We start from the raw sequence: 14038 nt of genomic DNA, 5'->3' as shown, positions 1-14038 counted from the left end.
AACGTATGCGGACATGACGGTGGCGCGACGGACGGTTGTCCATCACGCCACCAAAAGGGGTGAACGGTCGTAACTTTCCCGCGCAGGCCGCGTTCTGTCGCGCTAAGAGATCATGCGACTACGCTTCGTCGTCACGCATGCCTGGCCGTACGCGCCGACGGCGCCACTCGCACCGCGCACGCCGGCGGCCCCCCTCGGACCGCACCGCGCATGCCGACGGCCCCGCTCGGACCGCACCGCGCATGCCGACGGCCCCGCTCGAACCGCACCGCGCACACGCCGGCGGCACCGCTCGGACCGCACCGCGCACGCTGCACCTCTCGGACCGCTCCGCACGTGCCGACGGCCCCGCTCGAACCGCACCGCGCATGCCGACCCTGCGGCTCAGGCCGTCGCCGGCTCCCCGCGGGCGGCACGGCGCCGTGCCGCGACCTCCGGGTCGAGCGCCGGTACGGCGGCGAGCAGTTGCTCGGTGTAGGGGTCCCGGGGGGACTCGTACACCTCGTCGACGGGCCCGTACTCGACGATCCGGCCGCGCCGCATCACCGCCACCCGGTCGCTGACCTGGCGCACGACCGCGAGGTCGTGCGCCACGAAGACCAGCGCGAGCCCCAGTTCGCGCTGAAGCTCACCGAGCAGGGCGACGACTTGGGCCTGGGTGGTGACGTCGAGCGCGGAGACGGGTTCGTCGCACACGATGGCGCGCGGCTCCGCGGCGAGGGCCCGCGCGATGCCGACCCGCTGCCGCTGCCCGCCGCTGAACTCGTGCGGGTACCGGTCGTAGTGGTCCGGGTCGAGGCCCACGCGTTCCAGCAGCTCCCGCACGCGCCCCTCGATCCGGCCCTCGTCGCGTTCGCCTCGGGCCCGCAGCGGGTCGGCGATCGACTCGCCCACGCTGCGCCGGGGGTTGAGGGAGGACACCGGGTCCTGGAAGACCATCTGCACCGAAGGGCTCACGCCGGTCTGCTCGCGCCCCTCGTGGCGGACCGTGCCGGCGGTGGGCTCCAGGAGCCCGACCAGCATCCGTCCCAGCGTGGTCTTCCCGCTGCCGCTCTCGCCGACGACGCCGAGGGTCTCGCCCCGGCGGACCGTCAGCGACACGTCGTCGACGGCGGCGAACCGCCGCTTCCCCGTGCCGAACTCGCGCCGCAGCCCCACCGCTTCGAGGACGGTCTCGTCGCCGACGTCGCCCTCGGCGACACGTGGTGCGTCCACCCGCGGGACGGCACCGAGCAGTTCACGCGTGTACGTGTCGCGGGGTGCCCCGAGAACGGTTCCGACCGGGCCGTGCTCGACGGCGCGCCCGTGGCGCATGACGAGGATCTCGTCCACGCTCTCGGCCGCGACCCCGACGTCGTGCGTGACGAGCAGCAGCCCCATGCCGGTCTCCTCGCGCAGGGTGTGCAGCAGGTCGAGGATCTGGGCCTGGACGGTCACGTCGAGGGCCGTGGTCGGCTCGTCGGCGATCAGCAGGTCGGGCCGGCAGGCCAGGGCCATGGCGATCAGGGTGCGCTGGCGCATGCCGCCGCTGAACTCGTGCGGACGCGAACGGGCACGACGGGCCGCGTCCGGTATGCCGACGCGGTCGAGCACCTCGACGGCACGCGCGCGTGCCGCTCGCCGTGACGCCCTGGTGTGCACGCGGTACACCTCGGCGATCTGGTCGCCGACCGCGTGGTACGGGTCGAGGGACGACAGCGGGTCCTGGAAGACCATGGCGGCCTTCCCGCCCCGCAGCCGCCGCAGTTCGTCGTCGGAGGCCGCCTGTACGTCCACGCCGGCCACCCGCACCGCGCCGCCGACCCGTGCTCCGGTGCCCCGGTGCAGCGCCAGCAGGGCCGACGCCACGGTGGACTTGCCGGACCCGGACTCGCCGACGAGTCCGAGCGCGGCTCCCCGTTCCAGCCGGAAGGAGAGCCCGTCGACGGCGCGCAGGTCCCCGAACGCCACGGAGAGGTCGGTGACCTCGACAAGGCTCCCGCCGCCCGGAGCGGCGGGACCGGATCCGTCACCGGTTTCGGCGAGACCGTCCCCGCCGGCACCACGGCCGTCACCGACGGCACCCGGCACATCGTCACCGACGGCACGCAGCACCCCGTTACGGGCTGCAGGCAGCACCCCGTTACGGGCTGCAGGCAGCACACCGTCACCGACGGCACGCAGCACACCGTCGTCGGCTTCCGCAGGACTCACGACAGCACCACCCGTCGGTCGGCCACCGCGAACAGCACGTCCGCGACGGCATTGGCCAGGACCACGAAGAAGCCGGTGACCAGCACCATGCCGACCACCACCGGCAGATCGACGACGGTCACCGCGTGCACGAGTTCGCGCCCGAGCCCCGGAAGACCGAACAACGTCTCGGACAGCACGGCGCCGCCGATCGCCGACCCGAAGTCGTTGGCGCTCAGCGCGATGACCGGCGCCACGGCGCCCCGCAGGGCGTGCCGCCCGATGATCGAGCGCTCCCCCACTCCGTACGCACGGAAGGTGCGGACGTGGTCCTCCGCGAGCGTCTCCAGCATGGAGGACCGGGTCAGACGGGCGTATTTGGCGGACTCGATCAGCGCCAGCGACAGCCAGGGCAGCAGCAGGTTCCACGCCCACTGCTCGGGGTCCTCGGTGAAGGGCACGTACTGCGGGAAGGGCAGCAGCTGCAGCTGTCCGCAGACGACGATCATCAGCACCAGGCCGATGACGAAGACGGGGGTGGCCGTGCCGGCGAGGGTGACGGCGGTCAGCGCCCGCTCGGTGAACCGGCCGCGCCGCCAGGCGGACAGCACACCGGTCCCGACGCCGAGGATCAGCCACAGCACCATCGCGCCGAGCACGAGCGAGAAGGTGACCGGCAGCTTCGCCCAGATCAGCTGGGTGACCTGCTGGCCGCTCTGGTAGGAGACGCCGAGGCAGGGCGCACCGCAGTGCTGCACGGACGTGCCGGTCGAGTAGTCCTGGCCGACGAAGACGCCCTGCAGGAAGTGCCAGTAGCGCACGTACAGCGGGTCGTCGAGCCGCAACTGCTCGGCGACCTGGTGCACCTGGGCGGGCGAGCAGCGCGGGCCGCAGGTGATCTGTGCGACGTCGCCGGGCGCGACGTAGAAGACGAGGTAGATGATCACAGAGATCGCGAACAGGGTGACGACGGCCCCGACCAGGCGCCGCAGCGCGAAGCCCGGGAATCCGGCGAGCGAGCCGCTCAGCCCTTTGAGGGCGCTCATGCCTTGGCCTCCCGCCTGCGTCCCGTGCCGATGCGCAGCCGCGAGGCGGCGCGCGGGTCGAGTGCGGTGCGCACGCCGTCGCCGAGCACGGTCAGCGCGAGCACGGTGACGAACAGCGCGCCGGCCGGCAGCAGCAGGTACTGCGGGGCCGCCTGGTACCAGATGTCGGCCGCGGTGAGCATCTGTCCCCAGGACGGCGTCGGCGGCTTCACACCGACGCCGAGGAAGCTGAGCGCCGCCTCGACGGTGATGTTCGTGGGGACGAGCAGGGCGGCGTACGTGATGACGGGCGCGGCCAGCGCGGGCAGCAGCTCGCGGCGGGCGACGCGCCAGGCGCCCCAGCCGCTGAGCCGGGCGGCGGCCACGTAGTCGAGCTCCTTGAGGGTCAGCGTGTGAGCGCGGACGATCTTCGCGATCGAACCCCACGCCACCAGACCGATGATGAGCGCGACGAGCACGGGCCGCGGGAAGCTGCTGGGGACGATCGCGAGCAACGCGAGGGACATGATCATCAGCGGCATGGCGACGATGACGTCCGTGGCCCGGCTGAGCAGCTGGTCGACCCACCGGTTCCCGAGACCGGCCGCGACCCCCACCACGATGCCGATGAGGACCTGGACGAGCGTGGCCGCGAGCGCGACGCCGAGCGAGACGCGGGCGCCGTACACGAGGCGGGCGAAGAGGTCGCGGCCCGTCTGCGGTTCGACGCCGAGCCAGTGGTCGCCGCCGATGCCGCCGAGCGGGCCGACGGGCACACCGCCGCGCGCGGAGTCCACGAGGGAGGGGTGGTAGGTGGTCGGGTCCTGGCCCTCGATCGCGGTGAGCAGCGGCGCGGCGAGTGCGATCAGGACGAGCAGCGCGACGACGCCCGCCGCGACGAGGGCGGCGCGCTGCGCTCGCAGCCGCCGCCAGAACTGACGGGCCCCCGAGGCCCCCGGGACGGAGGAGTCCGTCCCGGGGGCCTGAGAGGCGACAAGTGCCTCGCTCACGGTGCTACTTCACCGCGACCTGGGAGATGTCCAGCACGCCGGTCCAGTCGCTGATCACGATGTTCTTGACGTCCTTGCCGTACAGGCGCTTGTAGACGGGGTGGAACAGCGGCACGGTCAGCGCCTGCTCGCCGATCTTCTTGTCCAGGGCGCCCCAGCGCTGGGCGGCCTGGTCGAGGTCGGTCAGCTTGTTGATCGCGTCGATCTCGGCGTTGACCGACTTGTCGTCGAGGAAGCCGGTGTTGAAGTTGGCGCCGTCCTTGACGATCTGGCGGCCGTCGAAGATGGGGGCCAGGAAGGGACCGCCGGAGGGCCAGTCGGCGCCCCAGTGGGCGAGGAAGAGGCCGGGCTCGGTCTTGGCGCTGTGGATCTTGTCGCTGTAGTCGTTGTCCTCGAGGCCCTGGAGCTTGACGGTGATCCCGGCCTTCTTCAGGGCGTCCTGGAGAGCCGTGGCGATCTCGGGGCTGGTCTCGAAGTCCTTGCTGTTGGAGTGCGTGAGCGTGATGCTCAGGCCGTTCTTGTAGCCAGCCTCCTTCAGCAGCTCCTTGGCCTTGGCCGGGTTGCCGGACTTGCCCGCCGGGAAGTGGTCGTACGGCGTGTAGCCGAAGGACTTCTGGTCGGGCAGGTAGGTGGTCGCGGGCTCGGCCAGCGACGAGCCGCCGGCCGCGTTGATCACCGAGGTGCGGTCCACGGCGTACGAGATCGCCTGGCGGACCTTCGGGTTGTCGAACGGCTTCACCTTCGGGTTGAAGGCGAGGTAGTTGGTGTAGCCGAAGTGACCGGTGCCGACGCGCGCGGCGAGGGCCTTGTCGCCGGACACCTTGGCGAGCTCGGCGGGGCCGAGGTTGGTGTCCGTGGTGACGGCGGCGGCGTCCGCTCCCTGAGACGCGGAGAGCCGCTGGTTGATCACGGACGAGTCCAGGCCGGACCGTACGTCGATCTTGTCCGGGTAGGCCTTGCGCTCGGCGTCGGTCGACGCGGACCAGTGGGTGTTGCGCTCCAGGACGAGCCGCTCGCCGTCGTTCTCGTTCTTGACGACCTTGTACGGGCCGGAGGAGACGGGGTGCTCCTCGTACTTCGTGCCGGTGTCCTTGGCCTTCGGGACGGGCGTGAACTGCGTCTGCGTGGCGAGGTAGGGGAACTCGCCCTCGGGCTTGTTCAGGTGGAAGACGATCGTCAGGTCGTCGGGCGTCTCGATCGAGTCGAGGCCCTTCTTGTCCTTGTAGGGGCCCTGGTAGTCGGCGCCGCCGATCAGCCAGTCCCGCAGGTAGGGGGCGCCGCCGGAGAGTTCGGCGGCGAAGGAGCGCTCGATGCCGTACTTGATGTCGGCGGAGGTGATGGGCGTGCCGTCCTCGTACTTGAGGCCCTTCTTCAGGGTGTACGTCCACACGGTCGCGTTCTTGCTCGGGCGACCGGTGTCGGTGGCGAGGTCGGGGACGACCTGGGCGCCCGCCGCACCGTTCTCGCGGTTGCGCGTGGTGAGCGTGCGGAAGACGAGCGAGGGGACGTTGCCGCCGCCGGAGGTGTAGAGCCGCGCCGGGTCGAAGTCTTCCTGCGGGTTGGCGTTCAGGACGGTGAGGGTGCCGCCCTTCTGCGGCTTGGAGTCGGCACCGGCGCTGCTGGCATCGTTGTCCTTCGGCCCGCACGCGGCGGCGCCCGCTGCCACGACCAGGCTGACGGATGCCGCGGCCACGCGGCGCGCTATGACGGACGGATGACGCATCGGAAGACGACCTCTCGAATGGTGAGACTGATTGACGCAATGTGAGACGGAAGAGCGCAGAGTTCGCCCAGGGCGTCAGGCGTCGGCATCCGACCGGACCGCGCACGTCACGAAAGACGGCACACGGAGAAGGAGTAACGAGAGGAAGAGCGACGCACTCGCCGGGGGCGGGCGTCAGCGACAGTGAATGTCGGCCACGCAGAGTGCGGTCACGCCGATCAGCGCCAGCTCAATGGCGGCGCGGACGGAGACGTGACGAGGCGACATGCGGAGAAATATGAACGAACTTTCGCCGCATGTCAATGTGACCTGTGGGCCTGCTGTCAACTCCCGGGATACGCCCAGGGGTTGGCCTTGCAGTGGATCCCGTCGTGGTCGAGGAACTTGGTCTGCTGCTGCATCACGGGGGCGAGTTCGCCGTCCTTGTCGCAGCTGACGTGGCCGTATCCGAGCCGGTGGCCGACCTCGTGGTTGATCAGCATCTGCCGGTAGGAGTGAATTCGATCACCATAGGTCTCGGAGCCCTGCGCCCAGCGATAGGCGTTGATCATGACCCGCTCGGTCGAGGCCGAGTCGCACGACACGTTGTCCTCGGTCGTGTCGAGCCCGGACTTCGCGCACCACGTGGCGGTGGTGCCCGGGCTCGCGAGCGTGATGACGAAGTCGGGCTTGCCGGAGGAGATCCGCTCGAAGGTACGGGCACCTCCGTGGGCCCAACTCCGTTTGTCGTTCAGGGTCTTCTGCACGGCCTGCGCGAAGAGCGCGGCGTCGAGGCCGAGGCCCCGCTCGACGTCGACGCGATAGGTGTACTTGCGTCCCTTGCCCGGCGCCTTGTCGAAGCCGGGGACGGTGTCGAACTTCCCCGAGCCCTTGAGCGTCGCGCCGAGCGCGTACGTCCTGGCCATCTTCTGGTCGTAGGTCAGCGTCACCGCGCTCGGCACCCCGGCCGGGGTCGGCCGGTCGTCGCCGCGCGAGGCGGAGTCGTGCGTCTGGCGGTCGCCACCGGTGGACCGGGCGTGCGCACTGGCGTCCTGCCGCCCGGAGACGACCTGTCCGGCCACCACGACGGCCAGCACGGTGGTGACGGCTGCCGCCGCGATCCCGGTGAACGCGCGCCCCTTGCCGCCCTTGCCCTGCGCCTTCTCCTGGGTGTCCGGCAGCGGGCTCTCGCCGGTCTCCGCGTCCGGTGCGTCCCAGTCGGTGACGGAGCCGTACGGGTCGGCGCGGTGGGCTTCCTCGCCACGGGTCGCGAAGGTGCCGGCGCGCGGTGCGAAGACGTCGCGGTCCTCGTCCTCGTCGGCGTCGAACGCGTCGATGTACGCCTGGCGGGGCGTGGAGCCCGGTTCCTGGCGCTGACGGGGGATCCGGGGACCCGTGGAACCGGGCGGCGCGCCGTGGGGCGCACCCTGCGGTGCCCCGCCCGGGGCACCGGACGTCCCGGCGCTCCCGAACTCGCCCCAGCCTCCGCCGGCTTCACGCTGCTCGGGATGGCCACCGCGCACCCGGGGGACACCGTGGGCGGGGGTCCCGTCGGAGAACCGCGGGACACCGTGCGCGGGCGTCCCGTCCGGAAAACGCGGCACACCGTGCGCAGGCGTCCCGTCCGAGAACCGCGGGACACCGCGCGCGGGCGTCCCGTCCGGAAAACGCGGCACACCGTGCGCAGGCGTCCCGTCCGAGAACCGCGGCACACCCTGCGCAGGCGTCCCGTCCGTCGCGGCCCGTGGGCCCGGTGCCCCCTGCGGCGGAATCGACCCCCGCCGGGCGGACGGGAAACCGGAGCCCGGGGTCTGGCCCGCGGCCGGTGCGGCCCCCGGGGCGGCACCCCGTGCGCGACCCGCCTCCTGCTCGGGAACCGCGGGTATCTCGGGTATCTCGGAGGTGTCGGTCCTGCCGTTCCGCCCCCGGCGACTGTGACGTCCCACGCCCCGCCTCAGCTTCCCGCGCCGGTGCCGGACGGGGAGGTCTGCTCGCCCGCGTCGGCGAGCAGTTCACGGAACGCGGTGGCCACCGTCTCCGGGTACTCCATCATCGCCACGTGCCCCGCCTCCGGCAGGGACAGCAGCCGGGAGTCGCGGAAGGCTCGGGCCGCGCGCTGGGCCATGCGGTAGCCGACGAGCTGGTCCCGGCCCCCGTAGACGAGGAGGGTCGGCGCGAGCACCCGCTCGGCCTGACGCCACAGTCCGTGCTGGCCGCCGAGCGTGTACGCGTTCACCAGCCCGCGTGACGAGCGGGCCATGGCGTCCCAGAAATAAGGGAGCGCGAGTCGGCGCTCCATCTCCTCCACGGCGTGCCGGAACCCCTCCGGCGTCACGATGCCGGGGTCGCCGTAACAGAGGGCCATCACCCCCCTGACGCGCTGCTCGGCGCTCCAGTCCTTGGTGAGCCTGGTGAAGAGCCCCGCCACTCCGGGCAGGGCCAGCAGCGCGGTCGGCCACGCGGTGCGCTGCGCGCGGATCTCCGGCAGCGCGGGCGAGACCAGGGTGAGCGTGCGGACGAGGTCGGGGCGTACGGCCGCGACACGCGTCGTGACGGCGCCGCCGAGCGAGTTGCCGAAGAGGTGCACGGGGCCGCGCTCGGCCGCGTCCAGATAGCGGATCACGGCGCGTGCGTGCGCCGTGACCGAGTAGTTCCCGTCGTCGGGCGGCGGGGAGTCGCCGAACCCGGGCAGGTCGAGGGCCTCGCTGTCCACGAGCCCGTCGAGGAGCGGCATCAGCGCCGACCAGTTCTGCGAGGAACCGCCGAGGCCGTGCACGTACAGCGCGGGAGGCCGTCCCTTGCGTGTCGCCGGTCTCGACCGCACGGTCAGGGTGATGCCCGGAAGGCCGACCGATCGCAGCCGCTCCCCGTCTCCGACCCTGACGGCGCCGACCCGGGGCGTGACGGTGGTGGCCAGCGCGGGCGGCAGCTCGGTCGAAGACATGCGGGCAATGTTACGAGACGATCACGCAGTGGTTCATGTGTTCGCCGTCACAGATGGCGTGCGGATCGCATAGCGTCCGGATCTCGTGTCTCCTAGGCTTCAGTCGAGGGCACTCGTACGCGTGAGGCAACGCACGCGCACCGTTCGGGAAGAGGAATCATGACAGTCGACCCGACAGACCCCGGGACGTTCGACGACCAGTTCCGGGAGATCCTCGACGAGGAAGCCCCGGAGGCCGACACCGCCGAGCAGCGCACCGAGCTGGACCCCGTGGAAGAGGTGGCCGTACCGCCGGGCGACCCCCTCAACGCCAACGAGGCCGATCTCGCCGAACAGGCCAGGGTCGTACAGCTGAACGAGGACGACTACCGGTGACGGGACGCCGCTGACCAGGCAAGTCGCGGTGAGATGGAATGCATCTCACCCGATTCGGGCCGCTCTGCGCGCTATCGGTCGCGTCCGGTCCGTGAAATTCTGCGCTCGCACCGCGCACAGCACGGTTACCGAAAAGTACGATGGCCGCGCGGCGCACACCGCATGTGGACGATTTTGGGAGGCGGCGTGACAGCCATCGAGCAGACAGAGGCGGCACGCCCGCGGGGCACTCGACTGCCGCGCCGGGCACGGCGCAACCAGCTCCTCGGCGCCGCCCAGGAAGTGTTCGTTGCGCAGGGGTACCACTCGGCCGCGATGGACGACATCGCCGAACGCGCGGGCGTCAGCAAGCCGGTCCTCTACCAGCACTTCCCGGGCAAGCTCGACCTTTACCTCGCTCTGCTGGACCAGCACTGCGAGTCGCTGCTCCAGGCCGTGCGGACGGCGCTCGCGTCGACGACGGACAACAAGCTGCGCGTGCGCGCCACGATGGACGCCTACTTCGCGTACGTCGAGGACGACGGCGGCGCCTTCCGGCTGGTCTTCGAGTCGGACCTGACCAACGAACCCGCGGTCCGCGAGCGCGTGGACAAGGTCACGCACGAGTGCGCGGAGGCGATCTGCGAGGTCATCGCCGAGGACACCGGTCTCTCGCGCGCCGAGTCGATGCTCCTCGCCTCGGGTCTCGGCGGACTCGCCCAGGTGGTGGCCCGCTCCTGGCTGCACAGTGACCGCAGTGTTCCGCGCGACCAGGCGGTCCAGCTGCTGACCTCGCTGGCCTGGCGGGGCATCGCGGGCTTCCCCCTGCACGGCACGGATCATCACTGACCGGCATTTTGTTCCCGTCCCCTGTTCGCTCCTGGCGTTCTCGGGCGGAGCGTGTACGTCCCCTCACCGGGCTAATGTGTGCTGCGTACGGCGCGTACGGACGCGCACATCACTGACCGTCGGAGGGACAAAGCCGTGGAGGTCAAGATCGGCGTGCAGCACGCGCCCCGCGAGATCGTTCTGGAGAGCGGTCAGACCCCGGAAGAGGTCGAGCGCGCGGTGTCCGAGGCGCTGGCCGGCAAGTCGCAGCTGCTCAGCCTCGTGGACGACCACGGCCGCAAGGTCCTGGTTCCGGCCGACCGCCTCGCGTACGTGGAGCTCGGCGAGCCCACCCAGCGCAAGGTGGGATTCAGCGCGCTGTAGTTCGGCGAGCGGAAGCATGAAGGGCCCGGTGACGACGTCACCGGGCCCTTGCTCGTACCGCCGGACCCGTTCCGCCTGCTCCGCTCCGCCGTCGACGCCCTGGCCGCCCTGCCCGCGACGGGTGTGGGCGGTGGTGCGGGCACGTCCGTGACAGCCCCGCTCGGAGCACGGATCGATCATTGGGGAGGATTGCATTCCGCACGTCACGGGTAAGACCGCCTACGACCGATTTGCACCCGGCCGTGCGGGAGGGACCCCCACCATGCTGTTGGAAACGCTCGGCTCCGCGTTGCTCGGTTTCGCACTGGCGTGGGCGGCCGCGTACCGCCTGCCGCACCGGCTGCCCGCCCGCAGTCTGGTGCTCTCGACCGGAGTGGCCGGAGCCCTGTTCGGTGCCTTCCTGACGCACACCGCTCTGGGCGCCGGCCACTTCCTGGTCATCCTGCTCGGCGCGGCCGCCGTCTCTGCGGCCCTGCTGTCCCTGCTGCTCCGTCCGGCGGAAAGATTTCGGCGCCGCTCGGCGACGGCGTGACCCCCTGCGCAAGGCGCTGAGCGACGCGCTGGGTCATGCCCGGGACCGGGCACACCACCGACCGCACGACCACAGCTGACCGGGGCCGCGCAGGCGGCCCCGGGCCATGGCTTGTCCGACGAGCCCTAGGCGGCCAGGCCCAGCGCCGCCATCCGCTTCGTGTGTGCCTCGGTGATCCGCGAGAACATCCGGCCGACCTCGGCGAGGTCGAAGCCGTCCGCGACACCGCCCACGAGCATCGTCGACAGCGCGTCCCGGTCGGCGACCACACGCTGCGACTGGGACAGCGCCTCGCCCATCAGCCGGCGGGCCCACAGCGCGAGGCGGCCGCCCACACGCGGGTCGGCGTCGATCGCGGCGCGCACCTTCTCGATGGCGAACCCGGCGTGGCCGGTGTCGTCGAGGACGGCGAGGACGAGACCGCGGGTGTCCGAGTCGAGGCGCGCGGCGACCTCACGGTAGAAGTCGCTGGCGATCGAGTCGCCGACGTACGCCTTGACGAGCCCTTCCAGCCAGTCGGAGGGCGCCGTCTGCTTGTGGAAACCGTCGAGGGCGGCGACGAAGGGCTCCATTGCCTGAGTCGGCTCGGCACCGATCGCCGCGAGCCGGTCGCGCAGCTGCTCGAAGTGGTGGAACTCGGCGGAGGCCATCTTCGCCAGCTCGGCCTTGTCGCTCAGCGTGGGCGCCAGCTTGGCGTCCTCGGCGAGCCGCTCGAACGCCGCGAGCTCGCCGTACGCGAGCGCTCCGAGCAGGTCCACGACCGCGGCGCGGTACTGAGGGTCGGCGGAGGCCGTGTCCCAGTCCTGGGCGGCGACTCCGGTTGCCGCCGGGGCGGCGTCGGTGGCCTCGGCGGGCTTCTCAGCGGCGTTGTCAGGCGTCGTCATGAAGCGCACAATAGCCCGCTCACCGCAGGACGGAAGTCCCTGGTCAACCAGTGTGACGCCGACGACGTGACCGAATCGGCCATCGCATGTGCGCGATTCCAGGGTATGGTGGTAATGCGCCCGGCGAGTATTCGACGGGCCGCACGAATGAGGATGCCCGGTCGGTGGCCCGATCGGCTCCGACCCGACAGCCCTCCTCGTCCGTACGGCACTGTGCGTACGACATCCGGAGGGACACCCTCAGCGGTACGAGCGCTAGAGCGTCGGCAGTGGTCCCATGCCACTCGGCCCGCCTGACAAGCGGCCGACGTCCCGGCACGGTCCGACACGACCCCCGCGCTCGCCTCGCACCGCGCACACAGAAGAGGCAGCACCCTGACTACGACTTTCCGAGAGCTCGGAATCCTTCCCGAGACGGCCGAGGCCCTGGAGGCCGTCGGCATCATCAACCCCTTCCCCATCCAGGAGATGACGCTCCCGGTCGCCCTCTCCGGCACCGACGTCATCGGCCAGGCCAAGACCGGCACCGGCAAGACGCTGGGCTTCGGCCTGCCGCTCCTCGAGCGCGTCACCGTCCCCGCGGACGTCGAGGCGGGCCGGGCCCAGCCCGAGCAGCTCACCGACGCACCGCAGGCCCTCGTCGTCGTCCCGACGCGCGAGCTGTGCACCCAGGTGACCAACGACCTGCTCACCGCCGGCAAGGTCCGCAACGTACGCGTCCTCGCCATCTACGGCGGCCGTGCCTACGAGCCCCAGGTCGAGGCCCTCAAGAGGGGCGTCGACGTCATCGTCGGCACCCCCGGGCGTCTGCTGGACCTCGCGGGCCAGAAGAAGCTCAACCTCAAGCACATCAAGGCGCTCGTCCTCGACGAGGCCGACGAGATGCTCGACCTGGGCTTCCTGCCCGACGTCGAGAAGATCATCAACATGCTTCCGGCGCGTCGCCAGACGATGCTGTTCTCGGCGACCATGCCGGGCGCGGTCATCGGCCTCGCCCGCCGGTACATGTCGCAGCCCACGCACATCCGCGCCACCGCGCCTGACGACGAGGGCGTGACGGTCGCCAACATCTCGCAGCACGTCTACCGCGCGCACAACATGGACAAGGCCGAGATGGTCGCGCGCATACTGCAGGCCGATGGCCGCGGTCTGGCGATGATCTTCTGCCGCACCAAGCGGACGGCGGCGGACCTCGCCGACCAGCTCCAGCAGCGCGGCTTCGCCTCCGGCGCGGTCCACGGCGACCTCGGCCAGGGCGCCCGCGAGCAGGCGCTGCGCGCCTTCCGCAACGGCAAGGTCGACGTCCTCGTCTGCACCGATGTCGCCGCGCGCGGCATCGACGTCGAAGGCGTCACCCACGTCATCAACTACCAGTCCCCCGAGGACGAGAAGACGTACCTGCACCGCATCGGCCGTACGGGCCGCGCCGGTGCCTCCGGTACGGCGATCACGCTCGTCGACTGGGACGACATCCCGCGCTGGCAGCTGATCAACAAGGCGCTGGAGCTCACCTTCAACGACCCGCCGGAGACGTACTCCACGTCCCCGCACCTCTTCGAGGAACTCAGCATCCCGGCCGGCACCAAGGGTGTCCTGCCGCGCTCCGAGCGCACCCGCGCCGGGCTCGCGGCCGAGGAGGTCGAGGACCTCGGTGAGACCGGTGGCCGCGGGGCGCGCGGTCGCGGCGGGCGCTCCTCCGCGCCGTCGTCCGCCGAGCGCGAGCGCCCGGCGCGCACGCCGCGCCGCCGTCGCCGCACGCGCAACGGCACGCCGCTGGACGAGGCGACCGCCTCCCCCGCGGCTCCGGCGGCCACGCCGGAGTCCGTTCCCGCGGACGCCGAGGTCTCCGAGCCCCGCACTCCGCGCCGTCGTCGGCGTACGCGTAGCGGTGCCACGGAGCCGGTCGCGGCGGCCACGCCCGCGGCGACCTTCGTGGAGCCCGCGGTGACCGAGGCCGCTCAGACTGCCGTGACGACCGCCGAGAGCGTCGTCGCGGAGGCCAAGCCCCGTCGTCGGCGGACCCGCAAGGCCGCCGAGTCCGTCACGGCCGTGGAGTCCGCGGTCGTGGAGACGGCGCCGGCGGCCGAGGCCGTCGTCGAGACCGTCGCCGCGGAGGTCACCGAGGCTCCCGCCAAGCCCGTCCGCCGCCGGACGCGCAAGGCCGCGACCGCTGCCGTCGACACGGCCGAGGCCGTTGCCGAGG

The 14038-nt window shown here is 71.5% G+C and carries 13 protein-coding genes; 5 read left to right on the top strand and 8 right to left on the bottom strand.

All coding sequences use genetic code 11. The features are described from left to right. Positions 1–384 precede the first annotated feature (384 nt). The 7 genes from BKI49_RS24785 to BKI49_RS24760 form a co-directional block, all read right to left on the bottom strand. A complete protein-coding gene (locus BKI49_RS24785; protein ID WP_257004958.1) occupies positions 385–1950 on the bottom strand; it encodes a dipeptide ABC transporter ATP-binding protein in 1566 nt (521 codons plus the stop codon). Between the two features lie 239 nt (positions 1951–2189). Further along, positions 2190–3218, bottom strand: coding sequence for an ABC transporter permease (locus tag BKI49_RS24780; RefSeq protein ID WP_095936497.1), 1029 nt, complete (start codon positions 3216–3218; stop codon positions 2190–2192). Beyond that, on the bottom strand, positions 3215–4207 hold the full coding sequence (locus BKI49_RS24775) for an ABC transporter permease (protein ID WP_095936496.1): 993 nt from the start codon (positions 4205–4207) through the stop codon (positions 3215–3217). Before BKI49_RS24775 ends, BKI49_RS24780 begins: the two co-directional genes overlap by 4 nt. A 4-nt stretch (positions 4208–4211) precedes the next feature. Beyond that, positions 4212–5930, bottom strand: a complete 1719-nt coding sequence (locus tag BKI49_RS24770) for an ABC transporter substrate-binding protein (protein ID WP_095936495.1) — start codon at positions 5928–5930, stop codon at positions 4212–4214. 174 nt (positions 5931–6104) lie between these two features. Further along, a complete protein-coding gene (locus BKI49_RS36355) occupies positions 6105–6197 on the bottom strand; it encodes an Ms4533A family Cys-rich leader peptide (RefSeq protein ID WP_361527425.1) in 93 nt (30 codons plus the stop codon). Between the two features lie 56 nt (positions 6198–6253). Then, on the bottom strand, positions 6254–7855 hold the full coding sequence (locus BKI49_RS24765) for a DUF3152 domain-containing protein (protein WP_373557585.1): 1602 nt from the start codon (positions 7853–7855) through the stop codon (positions 6254–6256). An 8-nt stretch (positions 7856–7863) separates the two neighbouring features. Then, positions 7864–8853, bottom strand: a complete 990-nt coding sequence (locus tag BKI49_RS24760) for an alpha/beta fold hydrolase (protein WP_095936494.1) — start codon at positions 8851–8853, stop codon at positions 7864–7866. A gap of 159 nt (positions 8854–9012) precedes the next feature. Here BKI49_RS24760 and BKI49_RS24755 point away from each other — a divergent pair, with 159 nt between their 5' ends. From BKI49_RS24755 to BKI49_RS24740, 4 genes are all read left to right on the top strand, one after another. Continuing rightward, entirely contained in the window at positions 9013–9228 is a 216-nt protein-coding gene (locus tag BKI49_RS24755) for a hypothetical protein (protein WP_095936493.1), read from the top strand. A gap of 186 nt (positions 9229–9414) precedes the next feature. Then, positions 9415–10056 (top strand): TetR/AcrR family transcriptional regulator, encoded by a 642-nt coding sequence (locus tag BKI49_RS24750; RefSeq protein WP_095936492.1) that lies wholly within the window; start codon positions 9415–9417, stop codon positions 10054–10056. A 135-nt stretch (positions 10057–10191) separates the two neighbouring features. Then, positions 10192–10419 carry a DUF3107 domain-containing protein gene (locus BKI49_RS24745; protein WP_028801993.1) on the top strand — a complete coding sequence of 76 codons (228 nt, stop codon included), beginning with the start codon at positions 10192–10194 and terminating at the stop codon, positions 10417–10419. 262 nt (positions 10420–10681) lie between these two features. After that, complete coding sequence (locus tag BKI49_RS24740; RefSeq protein WP_028801992.1) at positions 10682–10951, top strand: hypothetical protein; 270 nt, start codon at positions 10682–10684, stop codon at positions 10949–10951. A 125-nt stretch (positions 10952–11076) separates the two neighbouring features. On the opposite strand, the gene BKI49_RS24735 is transcribed toward BKI49_RS24740, so the two are convergent. Continuing rightward, positions 11077–11844 (bottom strand): ferritin-like fold-containing protein, encoded by a 768-nt coding sequence (locus tag BKI49_RS24735; RefSeq protein WP_095936491.1) that lies wholly within the window; start codon positions 11842–11844, stop codon positions 11077–11079. Positions 11845–12303: 459 nt separating this feature from the next. Between BKI49_RS24735 and BKI49_RS24730 the strand changes: the two genes are divergently transcribed. Then, positions 12304–14038: DEAD/DEAH box helicase (locus tag BKI49_RS24730; RefSeq protein WP_257004941.1), on the top strand; the 1735-nt coding region annotated here is incomplete at its 3' end.

Source organism: Streptomyces sp. Tue6028, assembly GCF_002300165.1.
In the GTDB taxonomy this organism is placed as follows: Bacteria; Actinomycetota; Actinomycetes; order Streptomycetales; family Streptomycetaceae; genus Streptomyces; species Streptomyces siamensis.
Note: the sequence above shows the minus strand (reverse complement) of the source record. Positions and strands in the feature narration are given on the sequence as shown.

What these genes read in the sequence shown, in the direction of transcription:
- BKI49_RS24780 (WP_095936497.1), bottom strand. Translation starts at nt 3,218, where the DNA reads ATGAGCGCCCTCAAAGGGCTGAGCGGCTCGCTCGCCGGATTCCCGGGC.
- BKI49_RS24770 (WP_095936495.1), bottom strand. Translation starts at nt 5,930, where the DNA reads ATGCGTCATCCGTCCGTCATAGCGCGCCGCGTGGCCGCGGCATCCGTC.
- BKI49_RS36355 (WP_361527425.1), bottom strand. Translation starts at nt 6,197, where the DNA reads ATGTCGCCTCGTCACGTCTCCGTCCGCGCCGCCATTGAGCTGGCGCTG.
- BKI49_RS24760 (WP_095936494.1), bottom strand. Translation starts at nt 8,853, where the DNA reads ATGTCTTCGACCGAGCTGCCGCCCGCGCTGGCCACCACCGTCACGCCC.
- BKI49_RS24755 (WP_095936493.1), top strand. Translation starts at nt 9,013, where the DNA reads ATGACAGTCGACCCGACAGACCCCGGGACGTTCGACGACCAGTTCCGG.
- BKI49_RS24740 (WP_028801992.1), top strand. Translation starts at nt 10,682, where the DNA reads ATGCTGTTGGAAACGCTCGGCTCCGCGTTGCTCGGTTTCGCACTGGCG.